Source organism: Flavobacterium notoginsengisoli (assembly GCF_042686225.1).
Lineage (GTDB): Bacteria > Bacteroidota > Bacteroidia > Flavobacteriales > Flavobacteriaceae > Flavobacterium > Flavobacterium notoginsengisoli.
Map to the genome: position 1 here is coordinate 88,690 of NZ_JBHUOT010000014.1, position 22,624 is coordinate 111,313.

Sequence of the window (22,624 nt, forward strand, 5' to 3'; positions counted from 1 at the left end):
TTTTTTATACTTTTCTGTTTTTTTAAACCGCTAAGGACGCTAAGATTTACGCAAAGGTTCGCAAAGTTTTTTAAAATTAAACTTTGCGAACCTTTGCGTTATTCTTTGTTTTCAAATCTTTGTAGAAACTCTGGTCCATTATTCTAAAAATTTCCTGAATTAAATATACATTAATATCAGATGATTTTATTTCGTAAGGATGATTGATTGGAGAATAATACTGCGCTTTCATTTCATTATTACACCTTACAACTAATATATATAAATTATCATGACCATGATCTTTCTTACAACTCTGATAGTAACTTTTCTTCTCTAAAATTTCTGAAGTAAACTTTAATTTCTTTTTATCTCCTACTGAAAAATTTATTTCTTCACTTAATTTTTCCGTTTTCAATACAGCTCTAAAATTTTCATCAAAATCAACGATTAAAAACCGACCATTTTCATGTCCTTCCTGCCATTTATACAACAAAGCTCCATTTTTTACTTTAGCGAAATTGGCAAATTCACTTTTATAAGAGGCAAAATCTCCCCTAAGACCAATATACTGCCATTGTAAAACTTCTGAAGCAACCGTAACTGCTAAACATTTATTTTCATCAGAAACATCAATTTTCTGGCTTTTGCAGACCCCAAAACTTAAAAAAAGAATTAATCCAAAAATCTGCTTCATATAACTGTGTATGATAAAAAAATATATTTCAAATATAAACACAATTCCTCTTTTTTAAACTTAACGAAATACATTCGCCTTAAATGTCAACAAATAATTAGTTTTTGTTAAAAAAGTATTAAGTGAATAAAAAAATATCTTCTATATTCGTAAAACTATAATTTTATCTTTCATTTACTAATAAGATTTCAAAGCAGTTTTATGAGCAAAACTTCTACTAAGGGCATTTGGAAAGTAATTTCTGCCTCTTCTATGGGAACCATGATTGAATGGTACGATTTCTACATTTTTGGCAGTTTAGCCGTTGTTATTTCAACAAAATTTTTTCCCAGTGATAATCCAACCGCAGCATTTTTATCGACTTTAGCCACATTTGCTGCAGGATTTGTTGTTCGTCCGTTCGGAGCTTTATTCTTTGGAAGGCTTGGAGATATTATTGGCCGTAAATATACTTTTATGGCTACTTTATTATTAATGGGAGGTTCTACATTTTTAATTGGCTGTATTCCGAGTTATGAGACAATTGGTTTTCTTGCTCCTTTACTGGTGCTGATTTTACGTTTATTACAAGGTCTTGCTCTTGGAGGAGAATATGGCGGCGCAGCCACTTATGTAGCAGAACATGCGCCGGCGGGTCAAAAAGGATATTGGACTTCCTGGATCCAAACTACTGCCACTGTCGGTTTATTTATTTCTTTGATGGTTATTCTGGCCACAAAAAGCGTACTCTCTCCTGAAGATTTTGATCTATGGGGGTGGCGTGTTCCTTTCTGGGTTTCGGTTGCTATGGTTGGGGTCTCCTATTTAATCAGAAAAAACATGGATGAATCTCCGGTTTTTGCCAAAGCTAAAAAAGAAGGAACAACCAGTACAAATCCGTTGAAAGAAAGCTTTGGAAACCGATACAATTTAAAGTTTGTCTTATTAGCTTTATTCGGTGCTACAATGGGTCAGGGAGTTGTCTGGTATACGGGACAATTTTATGCGATGAGTTTTATGAAAACGGTCATGAATGTTGATTCTTCTCAGGTAGATGAATTACTAGGAATTGCCCTTTTGATTGGAACTCCTTTTTTTATTATTTTCGGATGGCTGAGTGATAAAATCGGACGTAAATATATTATGATGTTCGGAATGTTGTTGGCTATAGTATCCTACAGACCTATTTATAAAACAATGTATGATACAACAGATTTAAATAAGAAAACCGAGATTGTTGAAAATCCCACTGTATTAACTGAAAATACTGCTAACGGAGGTTCTGTAAGTACAACTCAAAAAAAATATACCGATGGTACATCCGTAGTGGAGAAAAAAACGTACATAGGCAAAAAAGATGCTCAAACCAGCATTTCAATTACAATTAATTCAAGCGATAAATGGACATTAATTCTTTTAGTTTTTATTCAGGTACTCTTTGTCACAATGGTTTATGGTCCTATTGCCGCATTCTTAGTCGAAATGTTTCCAACTAAAATCAGATATACTTCTATGTCTTTACCTTACCATGTTGGAAACGGAATTTTTGGAGGTTTACTTCCTGCTATTTCTACTTATTTTGTATCTCACGCCAAAACGGCCGGCAAAACAGATTTTTATCTTGACGGATTATGGTATCCTATTATTATTGCAGGAATCTGCTTTGTTATTGGAATGATTTATATTGACAACAAAAACGAAACTACTCACCTTTAAAATTTAAAAAATGAACGCTATTAAACAAGTTTTAGGGGCTTTATGGATTGCTTTAGCGGCTGCAGCAGCTTATTTCTGTGTATTTGAATTTGGTTTACCAAAATTACTTTCAGAACAACAGGATGATTTAGTATTTGGCGCAATTATTCTCTTTATACTGACTCCGCTTATTGTTATGGGATTAGGAACTTTTGGATATTATTCTCTAATAGGAGAATACAATAAAAAGAAATAAGAAACAATTTGAAGAATTAGAAAAGGGCTGTCTGCAAATAAGCAGAACAGCCCTTTTCGTTACTAACCTAACCAATTTTTTAATCTGTAAGATCTATTTTTAAGTTTATTTTTTAATAAACTTCATTACCTGAGCTTTATTATTTTCGTCAGACGCTTTTACAATATACAATCCTGTTTGTAATTCACCAACACCAAATTGAGAATCAGCAGCTCCATTGGAAGTAAAACTTTTTACTAATTGACCCGAAACTGAATAAATCTGAACCTTTGTAAATCCGGCATTCAGCGTAAAATAATCCGTAACCGGATTTGGGTATAAACTCACCGAATTTCCTTTTTCAAAATCATCTATAGCTAAATTTGCAACTTTGTTTCCGTAAATTCTATAATCTCCCGCAGGCAGATTTACAGGAGCATTTACATCTGTTACATTTATAGTAGTGTTGTCCATCAAATTGTACCAGGTTCCTGTATAAGGAAAACCTGTTGCAACGTTTTGAGCTGTTGTATCAAAATTGGCTAGAATCAAAACATCTTTTAACTGAGACGAAGACAAATTAACATCGGTTATTTTGATATTTACAATTTTAGAATTTGCATTCGTAATCGTTGCTGTTCCTGAGAAAACCGGCTCTGTTTTCTTAAGTGTGATCATTTTTGCCCAATCATAATAAATTTTATTACGATTCGAATCTCCAAGCCAGTTTTCTGTCCACTGAGGCTGAGGCTTTGTATCTAATTTACAATCACCCGGAGTTGTAGTTGAAGCATCATTTACTGTTCCGTTATTGCACGTATAAATAGAATCATCCATACCTAACTCACCAAAGTGCCAGATCATTTTTGGTCCCGGAACTAATAATGAAACCGCTCCAATAGCAGACATTCTGGATAACGCTGTATTTAATGTTTTTACATTATAAGTACCATTTACTGCACCATACTGTACATTTTTATACATTAAACGTTCTTCATCATGACTTTCTGCATAGCCCATCAAACGGTTGGCTGTAAATCCTCTGCTTACACTTGACATTCGGGTAATATTACTGGTATATCCCATTGACAATTCATTATAAGGATCTGTCATTTTTCCCCACATCATGACTCCTTTGCTTGGCGTTTCTGAAACTTTATAATTCGCCCATTCTTTTTCTTCTGCATCTGTTCCCAAATGCTCAAAAATAGTATAATGAGCAGGATCTAAACTCCAGGAATAATCTGCATATTTTTTCAGAATATCTACTCTGTCCTGTTGATACGCATTTGTACAAGACTCATCTGACGCAGTACAGTTTTGCGTAAATCCTTTCGTTAAATCCCAGCGAAAGCCATCAATTTTGTATTCCTGAATCCATTGTTTAATTACTCTTTCTACATAATATTGTGTTTTTACCAACTGATGATTAAAATCTTCCCCCACACTATAACTATGTTTGGCCACTGTATTAAAATAAGGATTTTCGGTAGTTGGAGAACCGAAACCATCTCCGTCAGGATCGTTCATCCACATTCTTACCATAGGATTTCTTCCAAAAGCGTGATTTAATGCTACATCCAGAATTACTGCAATTCCGTTTTGATGACACAAATCGATAAACTCTTTTAACTTATCCGAGGTTCCATAAAACTTATCCAGTGCCATATGAAATGAAGTATTGTAACCCCAGCTTTCATTACCTTCAAATTCCATTACCGGCATCAACTCGATAGCATTTATTTTAAGATTCTTAAAATAGTCTATTCTGTCTATTAAATTTTGATAGCTTTTACCCGCATCAAAATCACGAACCAAAACTTCATAAACAACCAGTTTTTCTTTTTCAGGTTTTACGAAATTAGTCACTTGCCAATTATAAGGAATCTGCCCCGTTTTTAAAACGGTAACCTCAAAATTTTGCCCTGCGGGATAAACTGGCATATTGGGATATTTTGTTGCAGGAATTGAAGCATCATCATAAGGAGATAAAACTAAAGTAGAATAAGGGTCTGCTGTTTTTACCATTGATGGAGAATTAGCAAGCGGCGTTGTATCTACAACCCAATATTGATACGTATTATTTACACCTGAAACCAATCCAGTCAATTCCAGCCAAAATTTTCCTGAAATTGGATCTTTTTTCATGGCATAAGCCGATGTTGGCTGCCAGTTATTGAAACTTCCTGCAACATAAACAAAGTCTTTTAAAGGAGCGTCTAAAACCAAAGTTGCTTTTGTCACATCTGAAGCATTATAATTAATTCCGTCCACTAACCCCGTTGGCATAGCCTCAGAAACAGTGTTCGGATTTACCACAACCGCAAATTTCTTAGAAACACTAGTAGTCCCTTGTGTTGCAATCAATTCATAAGTTTGATTTCCGGTAATGTTTGTATGTGTGTAAGAATAACTGGAAGTGCTTGCGTTTGTATTAATCGTTGCCCCATTCGCCTTTAAGGTATAACTTCCTGCTCCTCCTGTATTTGTTGCAGTAATTGTAAAATTTGACCCTGAGTTAACAATTGTAGTACTGTTCTCGAAAGGAGCTGTTAATGTTACCTGAAAAGAACCAACTTCTACAACAATATCTTGCGATTGTTTAGTACCTGTACCATCTTTAGCTTTTATAAGAAAACCTATCCTTCCTATTCCATTTCTATTAAAATATACCGATGGTGTAAAGGATTTTGTATAAGTATCAGTTCCTGCATTGTATGTAAATTTACTAGCTTCGGTCGAATTTGTCCAAGATCCGTTTGAAGGAGAATCCATTTGATTAGCATCATTTATATCATAGGACCATGACCAAAGGTAAAGTGCATTTCCTGTCACACCCCAAGTTGCTTCGTTGATACTGTTCCCATTTATTGTAATGGTTATTGGCGTGGTATCTTCAAATGTTGAAGGACTTATAGAATAAGTTGCCGTCTGTATTTGAGCAAACGAAAATGCAGTTAGCAACAAAAAAAATGATAGTAAAGTTTTTTTCATAATAATATTGGTTTGCGGTTAGTTAGTTTGATTAAAAAAGGGCTATCTGCTGATAGCCCTTTTTGAACATCACATTAAAACTAGTCTAATGTTATTTTTTTCGCACCATTATCAATGGTTAAAACTCTTGGCCCGGTTGGTCCTGTATATTTGAAATTACTATCGCCATCATTTGCATTTACCAATTCATCATCTATTGTATAACCTAAACCTGAATAATGTGTATAGTTATTACTCTTATCCCAGTTTCCGTTACTTGTAAAATTGTTTCCTAAAAACTCTCTGAATGCTTCTCCACTTTTTAGAACAATTGTTACTCGGTAAACATCTGTTTTACCAACAACTAAAGGAAATTCTGTTTCTGCATCACCATCCCAAGACCATCCACCTGGAGTAGCAGCACCAACTAACCAGTGCGAAGTTGCTAATGGTGTATGATAAGGAGTTGCTTTAAATGTATAAGAATTAGAATATTGAGCTTCTGCACCAATACCTACAGTAGATTTAATACGAATATCAACACTGTTTTCTTCTTTTTCAATAAAACCACCATTAACTAAAGCAGAATTTAACTCTGCAACTGTTAAAGCTTTGTAACGAGCAGTAGTAGTAGTCACAGCAACTGGTGTAGCAAATTTTGTTCCTGCTTTTGCAATTTCGATAGTGTAATTCACAACAGTTTGTGTACCATCGTATTTAGCATCATCCCATACTACAGTTGTAGCTACGTTATTTTCTGTTTCTTTAGTAAGAACAATATTAAAATCATTCTGAGGCGTTAATAAAACCGGTTCTGTAACCGGATTAATTACTGGTCTGTTCTCCACATCATCTGCATTACACGACACAGCTAAAACGCTAATGAATGCAACTAAAATTTTATATGTATTTTTCATTTTCTTAATTTTTATATGGTTAGTTAGTATCCTGGATTTTGTTTTAAAGTTGGATTAGCCTGAATGGCTGTTGATGGAATTGGCATTAGATCTCTGAAAGAATCTGTAGAACTACCATTTTTTACCCCACCTTTCCACTGCCAGATTTTAGATCCTCCTGTGAATTTACCAAAACGAATCAAATCTGTTCTTCTGTGACATTCCCAAAACAATTCTCTTGCTCTTTCATCTAAAATAAAATCAAGTGTCAAATCTGAAGTTGAAATAATTCCGGCCCCAGCTCTTAATCTAATTTTATTTACATATCCTAATGCTGTCGCAACATTACCAGATGAAGCTCCTCTAAGTGTGGCTTCAGCATACATCAAATACACATCTGAAAGTCTGTACATTGGGAAATCTGTATCCGGAATATCAGTTCTTTGAGCTGCAGTGCCGTCAGAATTTAAATTAGAATATTTAGTAACTGCATATCCGTTTGTAAAAACACTTGCATCGGTAACATCTAAAGTTTGGCCGTTTGTGTAAAAAGTACCTCTTTTATCTCCAGAAGCATCTACATCCGGAAACAACTTAACAAACTCTGGTCTGGTTCTTATACCTGCCCAACCTCCATTCATTCCTTGTTTTCCAGCATCCATACTACCTCCAATAGAAGCGTGAAGAATAAAACTCATACCACCACCTGTAGCTCTAATTGCATTACCATCTCCAATAACAGGGAAGATAACTTCTGTCTGAGCTCCATTTCTATCATTATTCGCCGCAAATAAATAGCTGTAAGGAACATTTGCAAAAGTATAGCCAGATCCAGTTATAATATCATTACAGACAATTGCTGCGTCATTAAATCTTTCTGTTCCGGTATACACTTTTGAGTTAAGATAAATTTGCGCCAATAAAAATTTTGCTGCGGTTTTATCTACTCTTCCATACTCATTTGTTTTTGAAGCTGCTAAGCCAGCATCAATATCTTTCAATTCCGATTCTATATAAGCAAAAACTTCTGCTCTCGTTTTTTGTTCTGGGTAAAATAAACCAACAGGATCTTTTTCTGTAGTAATTGGCACATTTCCGAACAAATCCATTAAGTTATAGTATGAAAAAGCTCTTAAAAAACGGGCTTCAGCTCTAAAAGTTGCTACTTCAGCTTTCAAATTTGAATCAAAACCTCTTTCAGTTAACTTTTCGTCAGTAGTTTGTCGCAAAAATTCATTTGCAACACTAATTTCATAAAAAGCTCTTGAAAAAATTCCGTACAAAAATTGATTGCTCGGGCTCCATCTTTGCATATTTAATGCTGGTAAACCATCGTCATTCCAAGCTACAATAGCCTCATCAGTTGGAAATTCCTGCGTAACAAACATAAGTCTTAAGTAACTGCTAAAATCACCACCTAGTCCAGAGATATCAGGCATCCCATCTCCATCATTCCCTCCTACATACAATCCTGCATATAATTTTGCCAAAACTTGCTTGTAAGATGTAGGATCTTTGAAAAAGTCATCAGAAAGAAATTCATCATCATCCTTTGGCGTAACATTTAGATCGTCTGTACACGAGGTAAGCGTCATACTTAATCCTAAAATAAATAGGAGGAAGTAAGATATATATTTAAATGATATTTTCATTTTGTTTATTTTTAAATTTATTTTTTCAATCTACTTATTAGAAATTCGCGTTTACCCCAAACAAAAATGTTCTCGGTCTTGGATAAACATTATTGTCTATACCATTAAATTTCTCAGGATCCAAACCATTATATTTTGTAAGAACAAAAACATTTTGAACTCCGGCAGTAAATCTCAGCGAAGCAGCTTTTAATAATGTTTTATCAAAAGTGTACCCAAATACAATATTATCCAACTTGATAAAAGAAGCATCTTTTACATAATAATCTGAATAGTTACGCTGTGTACCGTTTGAATTACTTTCTGTAGTAAAACCTGTATTATAGTAATCTGAACTAACATTTGACAAATCAGACTGTCTTCTTAAACCTGCTTCAGCATAACCTAAATTAGAACTTACGTTGTCGTAGATATAGTTGTTCAAACTAGCTCTCCAGTTCATTGTAAAATCAAACTTTTTGTAGTTTAAAGTAGAGAATAATCCGAAAGTATAATCTGCAGTAGGTTTGTGGAATTTGTAACGATCTGCATCAGTTATAACTCCGTCACCATTTCTATCAGCAAAAGCTCCCTGAATTGGTCTTTTGTTAGCATCGTATAATTGCTCAAATACAAAGAATGAATTTGGTGCATACCCTTCTGAATGAATCAAAACCTGATTTCCTGATCCTCCGGCAATTACATCTCCTGTAATATAACCCTGAAACCCAGGAACAGAAACTCCCAAATTCGATATTTTCTGATCGATGTAAGTCGCATTAACTGCAAGATTCCAAGTTAATTTATCATTCTTAATAATATCAGACTGCAGATTAAATTCGACACCTTTAGTTCTTACGCTACCTACGTTATTAAATCCTTTATTTCTGATATTAGCTCCATCCGGAACCGGAATCTCTGCTAAAAGGTCGCTTGATTTTTTATCAAAATAGTTTACAGTACCTGTAATTCGATCATTAAGGAAGCCAAAATCAATACCAAAGTTTGCCTCAGCCAATTCTTCCCATTTAATATCAGGATTATATCCTTCTGGTCTTGCTGCTCTGTAAATTACACCATCAAACATGTATTGTGTGTTGATAGTACCTAAAGTTACTCTTCGTAAGTAATCATATTGTGGTCCAATATCCTGCTGCCCTGTTGTACCGTAACCAGCTCTCAATTTCAAGCTTGAAAGAGTTTCATTATCTTTTAAGAATGATTCTTCAGCAACATTCCATGCTAAAGCAGCTCCTGCAAAATTACCCCAACGGTTTTCCTCAGAAAATCTGGAAGTTCCGTCTCTTCTGTAATTTACTGTAATCAAATATCTGCTATCATATCCTAAATTTACACGTCCAAAAAACGATTGCAAATTAACATCCGGATCTGTAGTAACGTCTTCTTTAGGATTAGGTTCTCTGGTTTGGCCAGAATCGTAACCTTCTCTTTCAAACATTTGGTAGTTATATCCTGCTGTTGCGTCAATTTTAAATTTACCTACATCTTTAGTGTAATTAAAATAAGCATTCAGGTTTTTATTCTGACGGCTATCTGTATAATGTGTATACCCTCCATAATTTACCCAGTTTCCTTTATCAAATAAATTTGGCTGATATCCTAAAGCACTTAGTGTACTAACTTCAGTAAAACCATCACTATTAAATTTATCTATACCTGCTTCTACAACAGCTCTTAAATCTTCAAAGAAATGAAGTTTATAATCTAATCTAATATTACCCCATTTTCTTGTAGAAGTAGATCTTCTATTATCCTGATTTAATCTTGCAACAGGATTTCTTGCCGGTAATAATGGCAGATTACCACTAGGCTCTAACCATTCGAAATATCCTCCATAACGAGAGTTTGTATCATAAACTGGTTGTGTTGGATCAAATCCAATTGCACTACCAATTACGCCACCTTCATCCTGGAATTGATTTTTACCAAATGCAATGTTACCATTAATATCAATTTTTAAGTGATTATCAAATAAAACCGGATTTAACGATATCGATGTCGTAGTTCTTTCAAAAGAAGTATTTCTTAAAATTCCAGGATTATCAACATTTCCGACAGATAAACGCACTGGTAATTTATTAAATAAAGAACCACTTACAGATATATTATTGTTTGTTGTTAGAGCTGTATGAAAAATTTCATCCTGCCAATTAGTATTTGCTGTACCCAACAAAGCTTTTTGTGCAGCTGTTCCTTTTTCGTTTACAAATGCACGAAATTGATCTGCACTCATTACATCAACTGTATTAGCAACAGTGTTGATACCAATCTGAGAACTAAAGTTTACTTTAACACCGCCTTTAGATCCTTTTTTAGTTGTAATTACAATTACACCATTTGCTGCACGAGAACCATAAATAGCTGCCGCAGATGCATCTTTAAGAACAGTAAAAGATTCAATATCGTTAGGATCGATAGTAGACAAAATACTTGTTGAACCATTTGGAACAGCATTACTCATCGGTAATCCATCAATTACAATTAAAGGTTCATTTGAAGCACTTAAAGAAGATCCTCCACGAATTCTAATATCAGCTTTTGCTCCTGGTGCTCCTCCCCCAACTACATTTACACCCGAAATACGTCCGCTTATTAAACTTTCTGGCGTAACGTTAATTCCTTTATTAAAATCTTTTGCTGCAATTTGAGATACAGATCCTGTTGCGTCTTTTTTCTTAACAGTTCCGTAACCAACCTGTACCACAACTTCTTTAAGTTGATTAGTATCTTCTTCCAAAGATACGGTTAAGTTTTTTTGACCATTAAATACAATAGTCGATGTTTTGTATCCAATAAATGAAACCAGAATTTTGTCTCCATTTTTTAGATTTGGCAACTGAAATTTACCATCAAAATCAGTAGAAGTACCAGTTGTGGCACCTTGTACATTTACATTTACTCCTGGTATTGGCTGACCCGTGGCAAAGTCAGTTACTGTTCCGCTTAAAGTGCTTTGAGCTAACACTGAAAACGGAAGCAGAAGGAATAAAAATAACAACTTTTTGTAAATTGTTTTCATACTTTTTGTTTAAATTAGTTTGAGTTTTTGACTGTTAGTTAAGTTTTTAATTTTACTTCGAATTTCAAAATTATGAATTTATTAACATGCTCAACCACAGCCAATTTTTATTGCGTTACGAAAACGTGGTAGTGTTGAAAACTTTCTATTTTTTGTAATCTTTTAAGTCAAAAATTGTCAATTATAAAAATTTCAGATACCTTTATTATTAATTAGATTTTTTTCAATTCTCATTATGAAACGTAAAATAACCCTAAAACAGATTGCAAAGGAACTTGATGTGTCCATATCAACTGTCTCAAAATCACTCAGAAACAGTCTTGAAATTGGAGAAGAAACGAGACTAAAAGTTCAGGCTTTTGCAAAGTTTTACAACTATAAACCCAACAATATTGCCCTTAGTTTAAAAAACCGAAAAACCAAAAGTATCGGCATCATTATTCCCGAAATTGTACACTATTTTTTCTCTACTGTAATCAACGGAATTGAACAAGTTGCGAACGAATATGGCTACAGTGTTGTTATCTGTGTTTCTGATGATTCTTTTGACAAAGAAGTTGTAAATATGGAAATGTTAGCCAACGGAAGTATCGATGGTTTTATCATGTCTCTTTCTAAGGAAACACAGTTTAAAGGTGACTTCCACCACATTACAGAAGTGATAAACCAGGGAATGCCGGTTGTGATGTTTGACCGCGTTACTAATGATATTTTATGCGATAAAGTTATTATTGATGATAAAGCCGCTGCATACGAAGCGGTTCAGAGTTTAATTGATAATGGAAGAAAAAAAATTGCTCTAGTAACAACTGTCGATTATGTAAGTGTTGGAAAACTAAGAACCGACGGTTACGAAAAAGCACTATTAGATAATGGATTACCTTTCAACGAAGATTTAATTATCAAAATTGAAGATGTAGATACCTGCGAAATTACAATAAGCCAACTTTTGCACGATCGTGCTTTTGATGCTGTTTTTGCTGTAAATGAACTTTTTGCTGTAACAATTATTAAAACAGCATCAAAAATGGGATTAAAAGTTCCTGAAGATTTAGCTGTAATAGCTTTTACTGACGGAATCATCTCCAAATATTCTACTCCAAGCATTACAACCGTAAGCCAAAGTGGAGAAAAAATGGGGAACAAAGCAGCTAAAATGCTTATCGAAAGATTAGAAGCAGAAGAGGATGAAGATGAAGAACATACAGAAAATTATACCACAGAAGTCATAGAAACTCATCTTATAAAACGAGAATCTACTGACTAATTTTCTAAAAATCAATACTTTCTAAAGCCGTAAAAAATATTTATGGCTTTTTTATTAGCATATATAAAAAAATAATTTATAATTTTACGCCCGTCAAGGCTTTTACTTTTACTTCGAAAAAAACAGTAAGTTTTGATAAGCAAAGCGCTTATCGTATAATTTTTTCAAATTACGATAATGGAAAAGCGTAAATTAAGTTTCTGGGAAATCTGGAATATGAGTTTCGGTTTCTTGGGAATCCAAATGGGGTTTGCACTTCAAAATGCAAATGCCAGCAGAATTCTTCAAATTTTTGGTGCCGACGTACATGAACTTTCGTGGTTCTGGATTATTGCTCCTCTTATGGGACTGATAGTCCAGCCAATCATTGGTCATTACAGTGACAAAACCTGGGGAAGATTCGGCAGACGAAAACCTTTCTTTTTAGTGGGAGCCGTTTTAGCTTCGGTGGGATTAATTTTAATGCCGCAAGCTAATATTTTCATTTCTGTTTTACCTGCTTTATGGGTTGGAGCTGGAATGTTAATGATTATGGACGCTTCTTTCAACATCGCCATGGAGCCTTTTCGTGCGCTTGTTGGAGACAATTTAAGAACAGATCAGCGTACTGCAGGATTTAGTATTCAAACTTCTTTAATTGGTTTTGGAGCCGTAATTGGTTCTGCATTGCCATACATTCTGACCAAGTATTTTGGAGTTTCTAACAGTACAGTTCCTGGAAGTGTTCCATTAAACTTAACGTTGTCATTTATCATTGGTGCGGCAGTTTTAATTGGTTCCATTTTAGTTACATTATTCACAACGAAAGAATATTCACCAGAAGAATTGGCAAAATTCGAAGACCCTCAAAATGATTCGATTTCTGATTCTGAAGAAAAATCAAAAATCACAGACATTTTTACTGATTTTGCAAAAATGCCAACTACAATGCGTCAGCTTAGCTGGGTGCAGTTTTTTTCTTGGTTCGGATTATTCGGAATGTGGGTTTTTACAACGCCTGCAATCGCACATCACATTTACGGATTGCCTCTGGAAGACACTTCAAGCCAGCAATATCAAGATGCTGGTGATTGGGTTGGAATTCTATTTGGCGTTTACAACTTAGTTTCTGCGATTGTCGCTTTGTTTTTCTTACCATACATCGCAAAAAAAATTGGGCGAAAATCAACTCATGCCATTTCATTAATCATTGGAGGAATAGGTTTAATCTCTATTTACTTTATGCCAAATGAAGACTGGGTTGTGCTACCCATGATTTTAATTGGAGTTGCCTGGGCCAGTATTCTGGCAATGCCTTACGCAATTCTTGCAGGATCTATTGCTCCAAAAAAGATGGGAGTTTACATGGGAATCTTCAACTTTTTTGTTGTTATTCCACAAATTGTAAACGCATTAATTGGCGGTCCAATTGTAAAATACCTTTATAATGGCGACGCAATTTATGCCTTAATTACCAGCGGAGTAAGCTTTTTAATTGCCGCTCTTTTAGTCTACAAAGTAAAAGACGTAGATGACACTATTCAAAAATCATAAAGAAGAATTTCAATTATAATGAACAAAAAAGCTTTCATATTCGATCTTGACGGCGTGATCGTTGATACCGCTAAATACCACTTTTTGGCCTGGCAGAAAATTGCCCAATCATTAAATATAAATTTTACGCTCGAAGATAACGAACTTTTAAAAGGTGTGAGCCGTGTTCGTTCTTTGGATATTATACTTGGATTAGGAAATGTTCAGGCTTCGCAGGAAGACAAAGACAAATGGCTGATTCAAAAAAACGAAGATTATTTATCTTATTTAGTTGACATGGATGAAAGTGAGGTTCTTCCAGGAGTTTTAAAAATTCTAAAACTATTAAAAGAAAAAAATCAAGGAATTGCATTGGGCTCTGCCAGCAAAAATGCAAGACCCATTTTAGAAAAAACAGGGGTTCTGTCTTACTTCGATGTTATTGTTGACGGAAACGACGTTACCAATGCAAAACCAGATCCTGAAGTGTTCTTAAAAGCGGCTCAATTATTACATATTGATCCAAAAGACTCAATTGTGTTTGAAGATTCTGTTGCCGGAATTCAGGCAGCAAACATAGGAGAAATGGTAAGTGTGGGAATTGGTGAGGAAACAATTTTACATGAAGCTGATTATATCTTTAAAGATTTCACTTTCATAGATGAAACCTTTATTGAATCATTAATCAAAAAATAAAATCAATCAATCATAATCAATCAACCACCAAGAACACAAAAGCAATATTGCATTTTGGTTCTTAAAACTTAAACAAATGAATCAAGATTATATAAAACCAGACAATTGGTCCATCATTGAAGAAGGATTTGATGCAGAGAGAGTAAAATCGTCTGAAAGTCTTTTTAGTATCGGGAACGGTGCTATGGGACAACGTGCCAATTTTGAAGAAACTTATTCGGCAGAAACTTTCCAGGGAAGTTATATTGCAGGAATCTATTATCCGGACAAAACAAAAGTGGGCTGGTGGAAAAACGGTTATCCAAAATATTTTGCCAAAGTTTTAAATGCTCCAAACTGGATCGGAATTGACATTGAAATCAACGAAGAAAATCTTGATTTAAACTCTTGTACCGAAGTTAGAAACTTCCGCAGAGAATTGAATATGAAAGAAGGATGGTACAATCGTTCTTTTGAAGCTACATTGAAAAACGGAACTGAAATTTCAGTTAATGTTCGTCGTTTTCTTTCTTTAGATTTAGACGAAGCCGGAATCATTAAATACGATATTACGCCTTTAAACAAAGATGCTAAAATCGTTTACAAACCTTACGTTGATGCTGGTGTAACCAATGAAGATGCGAACTGGGAAGAAAAATTCTGGGAACCTCTTGAAGTTAAAAAAGGAACAAATGAAGCTTTTGTAACGGCGCAGACTTTTAAAACGCATTTTAAAGTTACGACTTTCATGCACAATACGATTTTGGCCAATGGAGAAGATGCTCATATTTCTCCATCTACAATCGATTCAACAATCGATAAAGTTCAGTACACTTACGGGACTATTATTGCTAAAGGACAAACCTCATCCATTCAAAAAATTGGAGGTTACACGGTTTCTCTAAACCATGAAAATACTTTGGCTGGAGCCGAAAAAGCAATCAAATCAGCTGTTGCTTTAGGATATGATGCTTTACTTCAAAATCAAATTGAAGCTTGGGCAAAAATCTGGGAAATGTCCGATATTACTATTGAAGGCGATGTAAAAGCGCAACAAGGAATTCGTTTCAACATCTTTCAATTAAACCAAACCTATTCAGGAAAAGACAGCCGATTAAATATTGGACCAAAAGGTTTTACTGGAGAAAAATACGGCGGATCAACTTATTGGGATACTGAGGCGTATTGTATTCCATTTTATATGGCGACAAAAGATCAGCAGGTTGCAAGAAACTTATTGACATATCGTTACAATCAATTAGACAAAGCGATTGAAAACGCTAAGGATAATTTAGGTTTCAAAAACGGTGCGGCTTTGTACCCAATGGTAACTATGAACGGTGAAGAATGTCACAACGAATGGGAAATCACGCACGAAGAAATTCACAGAAATGGAGCGATTGCTTTTGCAATTTACAACTATAACCGTTACACGGGCGATTACTCTTATATACCAGAAAAAGGTTTAGAAGTTTTAATCGGAATTGCCCGTTTCTGGCACCAGAGAGCTTCTTTCTCTAAAGCTAAAAATCAATATGTGATTTTGGGAGTTACAGGTCCAAACGAATACGAAAACAACATCAACAACAATTTCTACACCAATTATATTGCAAAATGGTGTATCGATTTTGCTGCTGAACAAATCGAAAAAGTAGCTTCAGAATATCCTGCAGATCACAAAAGAGTGATGGATAAAGTAAGTCTCTCTACAGAAGAAATCAAAGAATGGAAAAAAGTGGCAGAAGATATGTACTTCCCTATTTCTGAAGAACTTGGAATCTACTTACAACAAGACGGTTTCTTAGACAAAGATTTAGTTCCGGTAAAAGATTTAGACAAATCACAGCGCCCGATTAACCAAAAATGGTCTTGGGATCGTGTATTGCGTTCGCCATATATCAAACAGGCTGATGTATTACAAGGTTTTTATTTCTTTGAAGATCATTTTTCGAAAGAAGAATTGAAACGCAATTTCGAATTCTATGAATCATTCACGGTTCATGAAAGTTCACTTTCGCCTTGCGTTCACTCAATTCAGGCTGCAGCTTTAGATAAAATGGACATGGCATATACATTTTATTTAAGAACTTCACGTTTGGATTTGGATGATTATAACAAAGAAGTAGAAGAAGGTTGTCATATCACGTCAATGGCCGGTACATGGATGAGTATCGTGGAAGGCTTTGGAGGAATGCGTGTTAAAAATGACCAACTTCATTTCTCGCCAAAAATTCCAAAAGAATGGAAAGGTTATTCGTTTAAAATCAATTTCAGAAACCAAATTTTAAAAGTTTCTGTAAATCATAATGAAACCACTTTTACTGTAGATAGCGATCAAGATTTAAATATCGTAGTAAATGGAGAAACCATAACAGCTGGGAAACTCGCTCAAATTAATTAAATTACAATACTCTAAAAATCAAAAACATGAAAAACTTATTTTTCGCAAGTTTAATTTTGTTTGCGTTCAGCACCGTTGCAAAAGCGCAGCAGTTAAAATCACCCGAAGGAAAGTTCGTAATGGAATTTTCTCTTCAAAACGATGGAACTCCAACGTACAATTTAAAATACAAAAACAAAGAAGTTGTAAAAACCAGTAAATTGGGTCTTGAACTTAAAGATGATAAAAAATCTTTATTGAACGACTTTACAATTGCTGATACTAAAACTTCCACTTTTGATGAAACTTGGAAACCAGTTTGGGGAGAAGTAGATCACATCAGAAATCATTATAATGAATTGGCTGTAACTTTAAACCAAAAAAGTACAGACAGACAAATCGTTATCCGTTTTCGTTTATTCGATGACGGCTTAGGATTCAGATATGAATTTCCAGCGCAAAAGAACCTTACTTACTTTGTAATTAAAGAAGAAAGATCTCAATTTGCAATGACTGGAGATCACACCGCTTTCTGGATTCCGGGAGATTACGACACTCAGGAATACGATTATACGAAATCGAAATTATCTGAAATTAGAGGTTTATCTGAAAAAGCATATACAGCAAACGTTTCTCAAAAATCCTTTTCTCCAACAGGAGTTCAGACTTCTTTGATGTTAAAAACAAATGATGGAATCTACATCAACTTACACGAAGCTGCTTTGATTGACTATTCTTGTATGCACTTAAATTTAGATGATAAAAACTTAATTTTTGAATCTTGGTTAACGCCAGATGCAAAAGGAGATAAAGGCCACATGCAGGCTCCTAATCACTCTCCTTGGAGAACGATTATTGTAAGCGATGATGCAAGAGAAATTCTTTCATCAAAAATGACTTATAACTTAAACGATCCATCGAAGATTGAGGAAACTTCTTGGATCAAACCTGTAAAATATGTTGGTGTTTGGTGGGAAATGATTACAGGAAAAAGCTCTTGGTCGTACACAAATGATTATCCAACAGTTCAATTGGGTGTTACAGATTTCGCAAAAGCAAAACCAAACGGAACACACGGAGCTAACAATGCTAACGTAAAAAAATACATTGACTTCGCCGCTGCAAATGGTTTTGATGCTGTTTTGGTGGAAGGATGGAACGAAGGTTGGGAAGATTGGTTTGGACATTCAAAAGATTATGTTTTTGATTTCTTGACTCCTTACCCTGATTTCGATGTAAAAGGGCTACATGAATATGCTAAATCGAAAGGTGTAAAAATCATCATGCACCACGAAACTTCTGGATCTGTTCGTAACTACGAGCGTCACATGGATGCTGCTTACAAATTTATGAACGATAACGGATACAATGCTGTAAAAAGCGGTTATGTTGGAGATATTTTGCCAAGAGGCGAAAATCATTACAGCCAATGGATTGTAAACCACTATCAATACGCTATCGAAAAAGCAGCTGATTATAAAATTATGGTAAACGCTCACGAAGCGGTTCGTCCAACAGGAATTGCTAGAACCTATCCTAACTTAATTGGTAACGAGGCTGCAAGAGGAACAGAATACCAAGCTTTTGGAGGCTCTAAACCAAATCACGTTACGGTATTACCATTTACACGTTTAATTGGTGGTCCAATGGATTACACTCCTGGAATCTTCGAAATGGATATCAGCAAAATGAATCCTGAGAACAAATCGCATGTAAACAGTACATTGGCAAATCAATTAGCATTATACGTTACCATGTATAGCCCATTGCAAATGGCAGCTGATACTCCGGAAAACTACAACCGTTTTCCAGATGCATTCCAATTTATTAAAGATGTGGCTGTAGATTGGTCAGAAAGTAAATATATTGAAGCTGAACCAGGAGATTTTATCACAGTTGCCCGTAAAGCAAAAGGAACAAACAACTGGTTCGTTGGAAACGTAAACGGAGAAACGCCTCGTACCTCAAACATAGATTTCAGTTTCCTTGAAAAAGGAAAAAAATACACCGCAACAATTTATGCTGATGCAAAAGATGCGCATTACAAAACAAATCCGCAGGCTTACACCATCAAGAAAATTGCTGTAACTAATAAATCAAAATTATCTCAGTTTTCTGCTCCGGGCGGAGGTTATGCGATAAGCATTATTGAAACTAAGTAATTTTTTCAAAGACAAGTAATTTCCCCCTAGATTACTTGTCTTTTTTTTAAATTGCAAAAAGCTTATCCTAACAGGTTTTAAAAACCTGTTAGGTATATTATATGAAGGCAACAGTCCTGCAAGGTTTCCAAAACATTGTAGGTTTTCTAAAGTTTTACTCAATTTATACCTACAAGGTTTTGGAAACCTTGCAGGAAATCAGAACCAAAAAAAGAGAATGAATTACAGACTAACATTTTGGACAATTTTACTAATATTTTTTGGCATAAACATTTATTCTCAACAGAAAGTAGTCGCTAAATATGATTACCTATTATATCTGCCAAAAGAGTATTCAAAAGAAACTAAGAAATATCCGCTTGTAATTTACCTTCATGGTGGAGGCCAGAAAGGCAATGATTTAAATAAACTCAAAACATACGGCTTGCCTTATCTGGTTGAAAAAGGACAAAATTTCGATTTTATAATTGCTTCGCCTCAATGTCCAGACAATAAATATTGGTCAACAGAAAATTGGTTCGAAACCTTATATGCCGATTTAGAAGCAAAATATAGAATTGACAAAAGCAGAATTTACATAACAGGAATTAGCATGGGCGGTTATGGAGCATATATAACAGCTTTAGATTTCCCTGATAAATTCGCAGCAGTTGTAGCCCTTTGTGGCGGTATTAACGATAGCGATTTAAAAAGAATTTGCAATCTCAGTAAAATTCCGATTTGGGCTTTTCACGGAACTGTCGATGATAAAATCTCGTTTAGTGAAACGGAGAGAATTGCAAAAGCTCTTGAAACTTGTAAAATCAAAAACAACTTTAAGTTTACCCGTTTAGAGAATGAAGGTCATGAAATTCAGTATTTATACGAAACAAAACCTGAAATCTATAAATGGATGCTTGAACAGAAAAAATAAAAAATACAAACTATGAAAAACCAAAAACCATTTATATATAAATTAATCCTCTTGGTTTTGTTGTTTTCCGCTTCCGCGAAAGCGCAAATCCAAAAAGTAGAACCTCCATTTTGGTACGCAGGAATGAAAAATTCGGAACTGCAGATTATGTTCTACGGAAAAAATATCGCACAATATGAAGCTTCTGTTTCAAATAATGTTGTGATTAAAAATGTAGAAAAAACAGAAAACCCGAATTACCTTTTCGTTACAATCGATACAAAAGATGTAAAAGCTTCTGAATTGTTTTTCTCTTTCAAAAACAATAATAAAGTAGCCTTCAAACAAAAATATGTTCTGAAAGAAAGAAGAGCCAATTCAGCAGAAAGAAAAAGTTATGATGCATCTGATCTAATTTACCTAATTATGCCGGATCGTTTTGCAAACGGAAATCCGAAAAATGATAGCGATGCTTCTCTAACTGAAAAAGGAAATCGCCAAGATCCAAGCGGACGCCACGGAGGAGATATTGAAGGAATCATCAAAAACTTAGATTATATTTCGTCTCTTGGTGCAACTACAATCTGGAGCACGCCTTTATGCGAGGACAACGACAAACAGCATTCGTATCATACTTACGGACAATCTGATGTTTACAAAATTGATCCGCGTTACGGAACGAATGATGATTACGCTCGTCTTTCTGCAGAAATGCACAAAAAGAACATGAAACTGGTTATGGATTATGTGACGAATCACTGGGGAATTACCCACTGGATGATGAGTGATATTCCAACCAAAACCTGGTTCAATCAATTTGAAACTTTCACACAAACGCATCACAGACGTGAAGTCATTACAGATATTCATGCTTCAAAAATCGATCAGGAAGTTTGTATCGATGGTTGGTTTGTACCTTCTATGCCAGACTTGAATCTTAGAAATCCATTAGTTGCAAAATATTTAACTCAGAATGCTATTTGGTGGATTGAATTTGCCAATCTTGACGGATTCAGAGTAGACACTTATAATTACTCTGATAAAACTGCCATGGCAAATTGGGCAAAATCTATTACAAATGAATACCCAAATTTCAATATTGTGGGCGAAATCTGGATGCACAATCAAGCGAATTTGGCTTTTTGGCAAAAAGACAGCAAAATTGGAGCAATTGAAAACTACAATTCGAATCTTCCAAGTGTAATGGATTTTACGCTTCAAAGCCAGATTACTTCTGCTTTCAACGAAAACGAACCGAACTGGGATAACGGATTGATTAAATTCTACAACAATTTTGCAATGGATTTTTTATATCCAAACACGAATAACATTTTGGTTTTTGCCGAAAATCATGACACCGATCGTATGAACGATAAATTCAAATATGATTTACCTAAATACAAACTGGCCATGACTTTATTGGCGACAGTTCGCGGAATTCCACAGATTTATTACGGTTCAGAAATTGGAATGGGCGGAGATAAAGGTAAAGGTGGTGATGCCGATATTCGTCAGGATTTTCCAGGCGGATGGGCTGGCGATAAAAACAACGCTTTTACCAAAGAAGGAAGAACTGTCGACCAAGCTGCTTTCTTTGATTTCTCTTCAAAATTATTCAACTGGAGAAAATCAAACGAAGCCGTTCATTTCGGAAAAATGACGCATTACATTCCAGAAAACAACACGTATGTATATTTCAGATATACAGATGCTAAAACGGTAATGGTAGTTTTCAATAACAATGCAAAAGAACAGGTTGTAAAAACCAACCGTTTCAAAGAAAGCATCAAAAACTATAAATCAGGAAAAGATGTTATCACAGGAAAAACATTCGATTTAGCTACTGAAATTACTTTAGAACCAAAATCAGCTTTGGTTTTAGAATTGGAATAATACTACTGCAAAGTTTTTCCGCCACGAATTCACGAATTATTTTTTGATAATCTTTGAGAATAAAAATTCGTGGCGGAAAACATTATAATTAGAAATAAATCGGAAAAATCAACTTTATATTTTTTACATTTAGTTCTTTACCATTATAAGCAATATGAATATAGAACAACTAGTAAAATATATTAGTCAAAACAATTACAACCTTGACTTTGAAACGGATGGCATTGGTATGACTTGGGGCGTAAGCTACGTAAGATTAACTATTGGCTTAAAAAGCAAATTTGAAAATATAGAACACTTTTTCTTTAGCACATTAAATTCAGACCAAAATATGACATCTGGACCCCTAGGAGGACCTATCTGGTCTGAAAGAACAGATTTAAAAGAATGGGCAAATAATTTGAAAATATCTGAAGTAAAAAAAGAAGTTATTGTTCAATTTATAGAAGCATCAAAAACAGAAATACAAGAAAATCTTAAATATTGGATAGTTGAAAACACTCTTGAAGCTATTTTTCTTGATACATCAAAGGAATATGAAGAATGTTTACTTATAAACGAAACACTTTCTCCCAGACATTATATCAATACAACAGACATATATTTGGCAACCGATAAATACAACTACTACCTTTTTGAAGGACATTATGAATCTTAGCAAATTTTGTCATTTTTATCTTCAAAGATTATCAAAAAATAATTCGTGAATTCGTGGCGG

15 protein-coding genes are annotated in these 22,624 nt (G+C 34.6%); 10 read left to right on the forward strand and 5 right to left on the reverse strand.

Annotated elements, in window-relative coordinates:
* Nucleotides 1–76 precede the first annotated feature (76 nt).
* Nucleotides 77–676 (reverse strand): hypothetical protein, encoded by a 600-nt coding sequence (locus ACFS3A_RS24365; protein WP_379828158.1) that lies wholly within the window; start codon nt 674–676, stop codon nt 77–79.
* A gap of 201 nt (nt 677–877) precedes the next feature.
* On the opposite strand from ACFS3A_RS24365, the gene ACFS3A_RS24370 reads away from it, so the two are divergent.
* Together ACFS3A_RS24370 and ACFS3A_RS24375 are read left to right on the forward strand one after the other, a co-directional pair.
* The gene (locus tag ACFS3A_RS24370) at nt 878–2,371 is read left to right on the forward strand and encodes an MFS transporter (RefSeq protein WP_379828159.1); all 1,494 of its coding nucleotides are present in this window, start codon (nt 878–880) and stop codon (nt 2,369–2,371) included.
* A 10-nt stretch (nt 2,372–2,381) separates the two neighbouring features.
* Nucleotides 2,382–2,606: a DUF6814 family protein gene (locus ACFS3A_RS24375; protein WP_109191574.1), complete on the forward strand. Its 225-nt coding sequence runs from the start codon at nt 2,382–2,384 to the stop codon at nt 2,604–2,606.
* 105 nt (nt 2,607–2,711) lie between these two features.
* Here ACFS3A_RS24375 and ACFS3A_RS24380 read toward each other — a convergent pair whose 3' ends face one another.
* The 4 genes from ACFS3A_RS24380 to ACFS3A_RS24395 form a co-directional block, all read right to left on the reverse strand.
* Nucleotides 2,712–5,579: an alpha-amylase family glycosyl hydrolase gene (locus tag ACFS3A_RS24380; protein ID WP_379828160.1), complete on the reverse strand. Its 2,868-nt coding sequence runs from the start codon at nt 5,577–5,579 to the stop codon at nt 2,712–2,714.
* A gap of 80 nt (nt 5,580–5,659) precedes the next feature.
* Nucleotides 5,660–6,475, reverse strand: coding sequence for a SusE domain-containing protein (locus ACFS3A_RS24385; protein WP_379828161.1), 816 nt, complete (start codon nt 6,473–6,475; stop codon nt 5,660–5,662).
* 23 nt (nt 6,476–6,498) lie between these two features.
* Nucleotides 6,499–8,106 carry a RagB/SusD family nutrient uptake outer membrane protein gene (locus ACFS3A_RS24390; RefSeq protein WP_379828162.1) on the reverse strand — a complete coding sequence of 536 codons (1,608 nt, stop codon included), beginning with the start codon at nt 8,104–8,106 and terminating at the stop codon, nt 6,499–6,501.
* Nucleotides 8,107–8,143: 37 nt separating this feature from the next.
* Nucleotides 8,144–11,125, reverse strand: a complete 2,982-nt coding sequence (locus tag ACFS3A_RS24395) for a SusC/RagA family TonB-linked outer membrane protein (protein WP_379828163.1) — start codon at nt 11,123–11,125, stop codon at nt 8,144–8,146.
* Between the two features lie 235 nt (nt 11,126–11,360).
* Here ACFS3A_RS24395 and ACFS3A_RS24400 point away from each other — a divergent pair, with 235 nt between their 5' ends.
* The 8 genes from ACFS3A_RS24400 (at nt 11,361) to ACFS3A_RS24435 (ending at nt 22,564) form a co-directional block, all read left to right on the forward strand.
* Complete coding sequence (locus ACFS3A_RS24400) at nt 11,361–12,392, forward strand: LacI family DNA-binding transcriptional regulator (RefSeq protein ID WP_379828164.1); 1,032 nt, start codon at nt 11,361–11,363, stop codon at nt 12,390–12,392.
* 177 nt (nt 12,393–12,569) lie between these two features.
* Nucleotides 12,570–13,925, forward strand: a complete 1,356-nt coding sequence (locus ACFS3A_RS24405; RefSeq protein WP_379828165.1) for an MFS transporter — start codon at nt 12,570–12,572, stop codon at nt 13,923–13,925.
* Between the two features lie 18 nt (nt 13,926–13,943).
* Complete coding sequence (gene pgmB / locus ACFS3A_RS24410; protein WP_379828166.1) at nt 13,944–14,600, forward strand: beta-phosphoglucomutase; 657 nt, start codon at nt 13,944–13,946, stop codon at nt 14,598–14,600.
* Nucleotides 14,601–14,676: 76 nt separating this feature from the next.
* A complete protein-coding gene (locus ACFS3A_RS24415; protein ID WP_379828167.1) occupies nt 14,677–16,980 on the forward strand; it encodes a glycoside hydrolase family 65 protein in 2,304 nt (767 codons plus the stop codon).
* A gap of 26 nt (nt 16,981–17,006) precedes the next feature.
* A complete protein-coding gene (locus tag ACFS3A_RS24420) occupies nt 17,007–19,121 on the forward strand; it encodes a glycoside hydrolase family 97 protein (protein ID WP_379828168.1) in 2,115 nt (704 codons plus the stop codon).
* 217 nt (nt 19,122–19,338) lie between these two features.
* On the forward strand, nt 19,339–20,034 hold the full coding sequence (locus ACFS3A_RS24425) for a carboxylesterase family protein (RefSeq protein WP_379828169.1): 696 nt from the start codon (nt 19,339–19,341) through the stop codon (nt 20,032–20,034).
* Between the two features lie 12 nt (nt 20,035–20,046).
* Nucleotides 20,047–21,906, forward strand: a complete 1,860-nt coding sequence (locus ACFS3A_RS24430; RefSeq protein WP_379828170.1) for a glycoside hydrolase family 13 protein — start codon at nt 20,047–20,049, stop codon at nt 21,904–21,906.
* 154 nt (nt 21,907–22,060) lie between these two features.
* Nucleotides 22,061–22,564 carry a hypothetical protein gene (locus ACFS3A_RS24435; RefSeq protein ID WP_379828171.1) on the forward strand — a complete coding sequence of 168 codons (504 nt, stop codon included), beginning with the start codon at nt 22,061–22,063 and terminating at the stop codon, nt 22,562–22,564.
* Nucleotides 22,565–22,624: the final 60 nt, after the last annotated feature.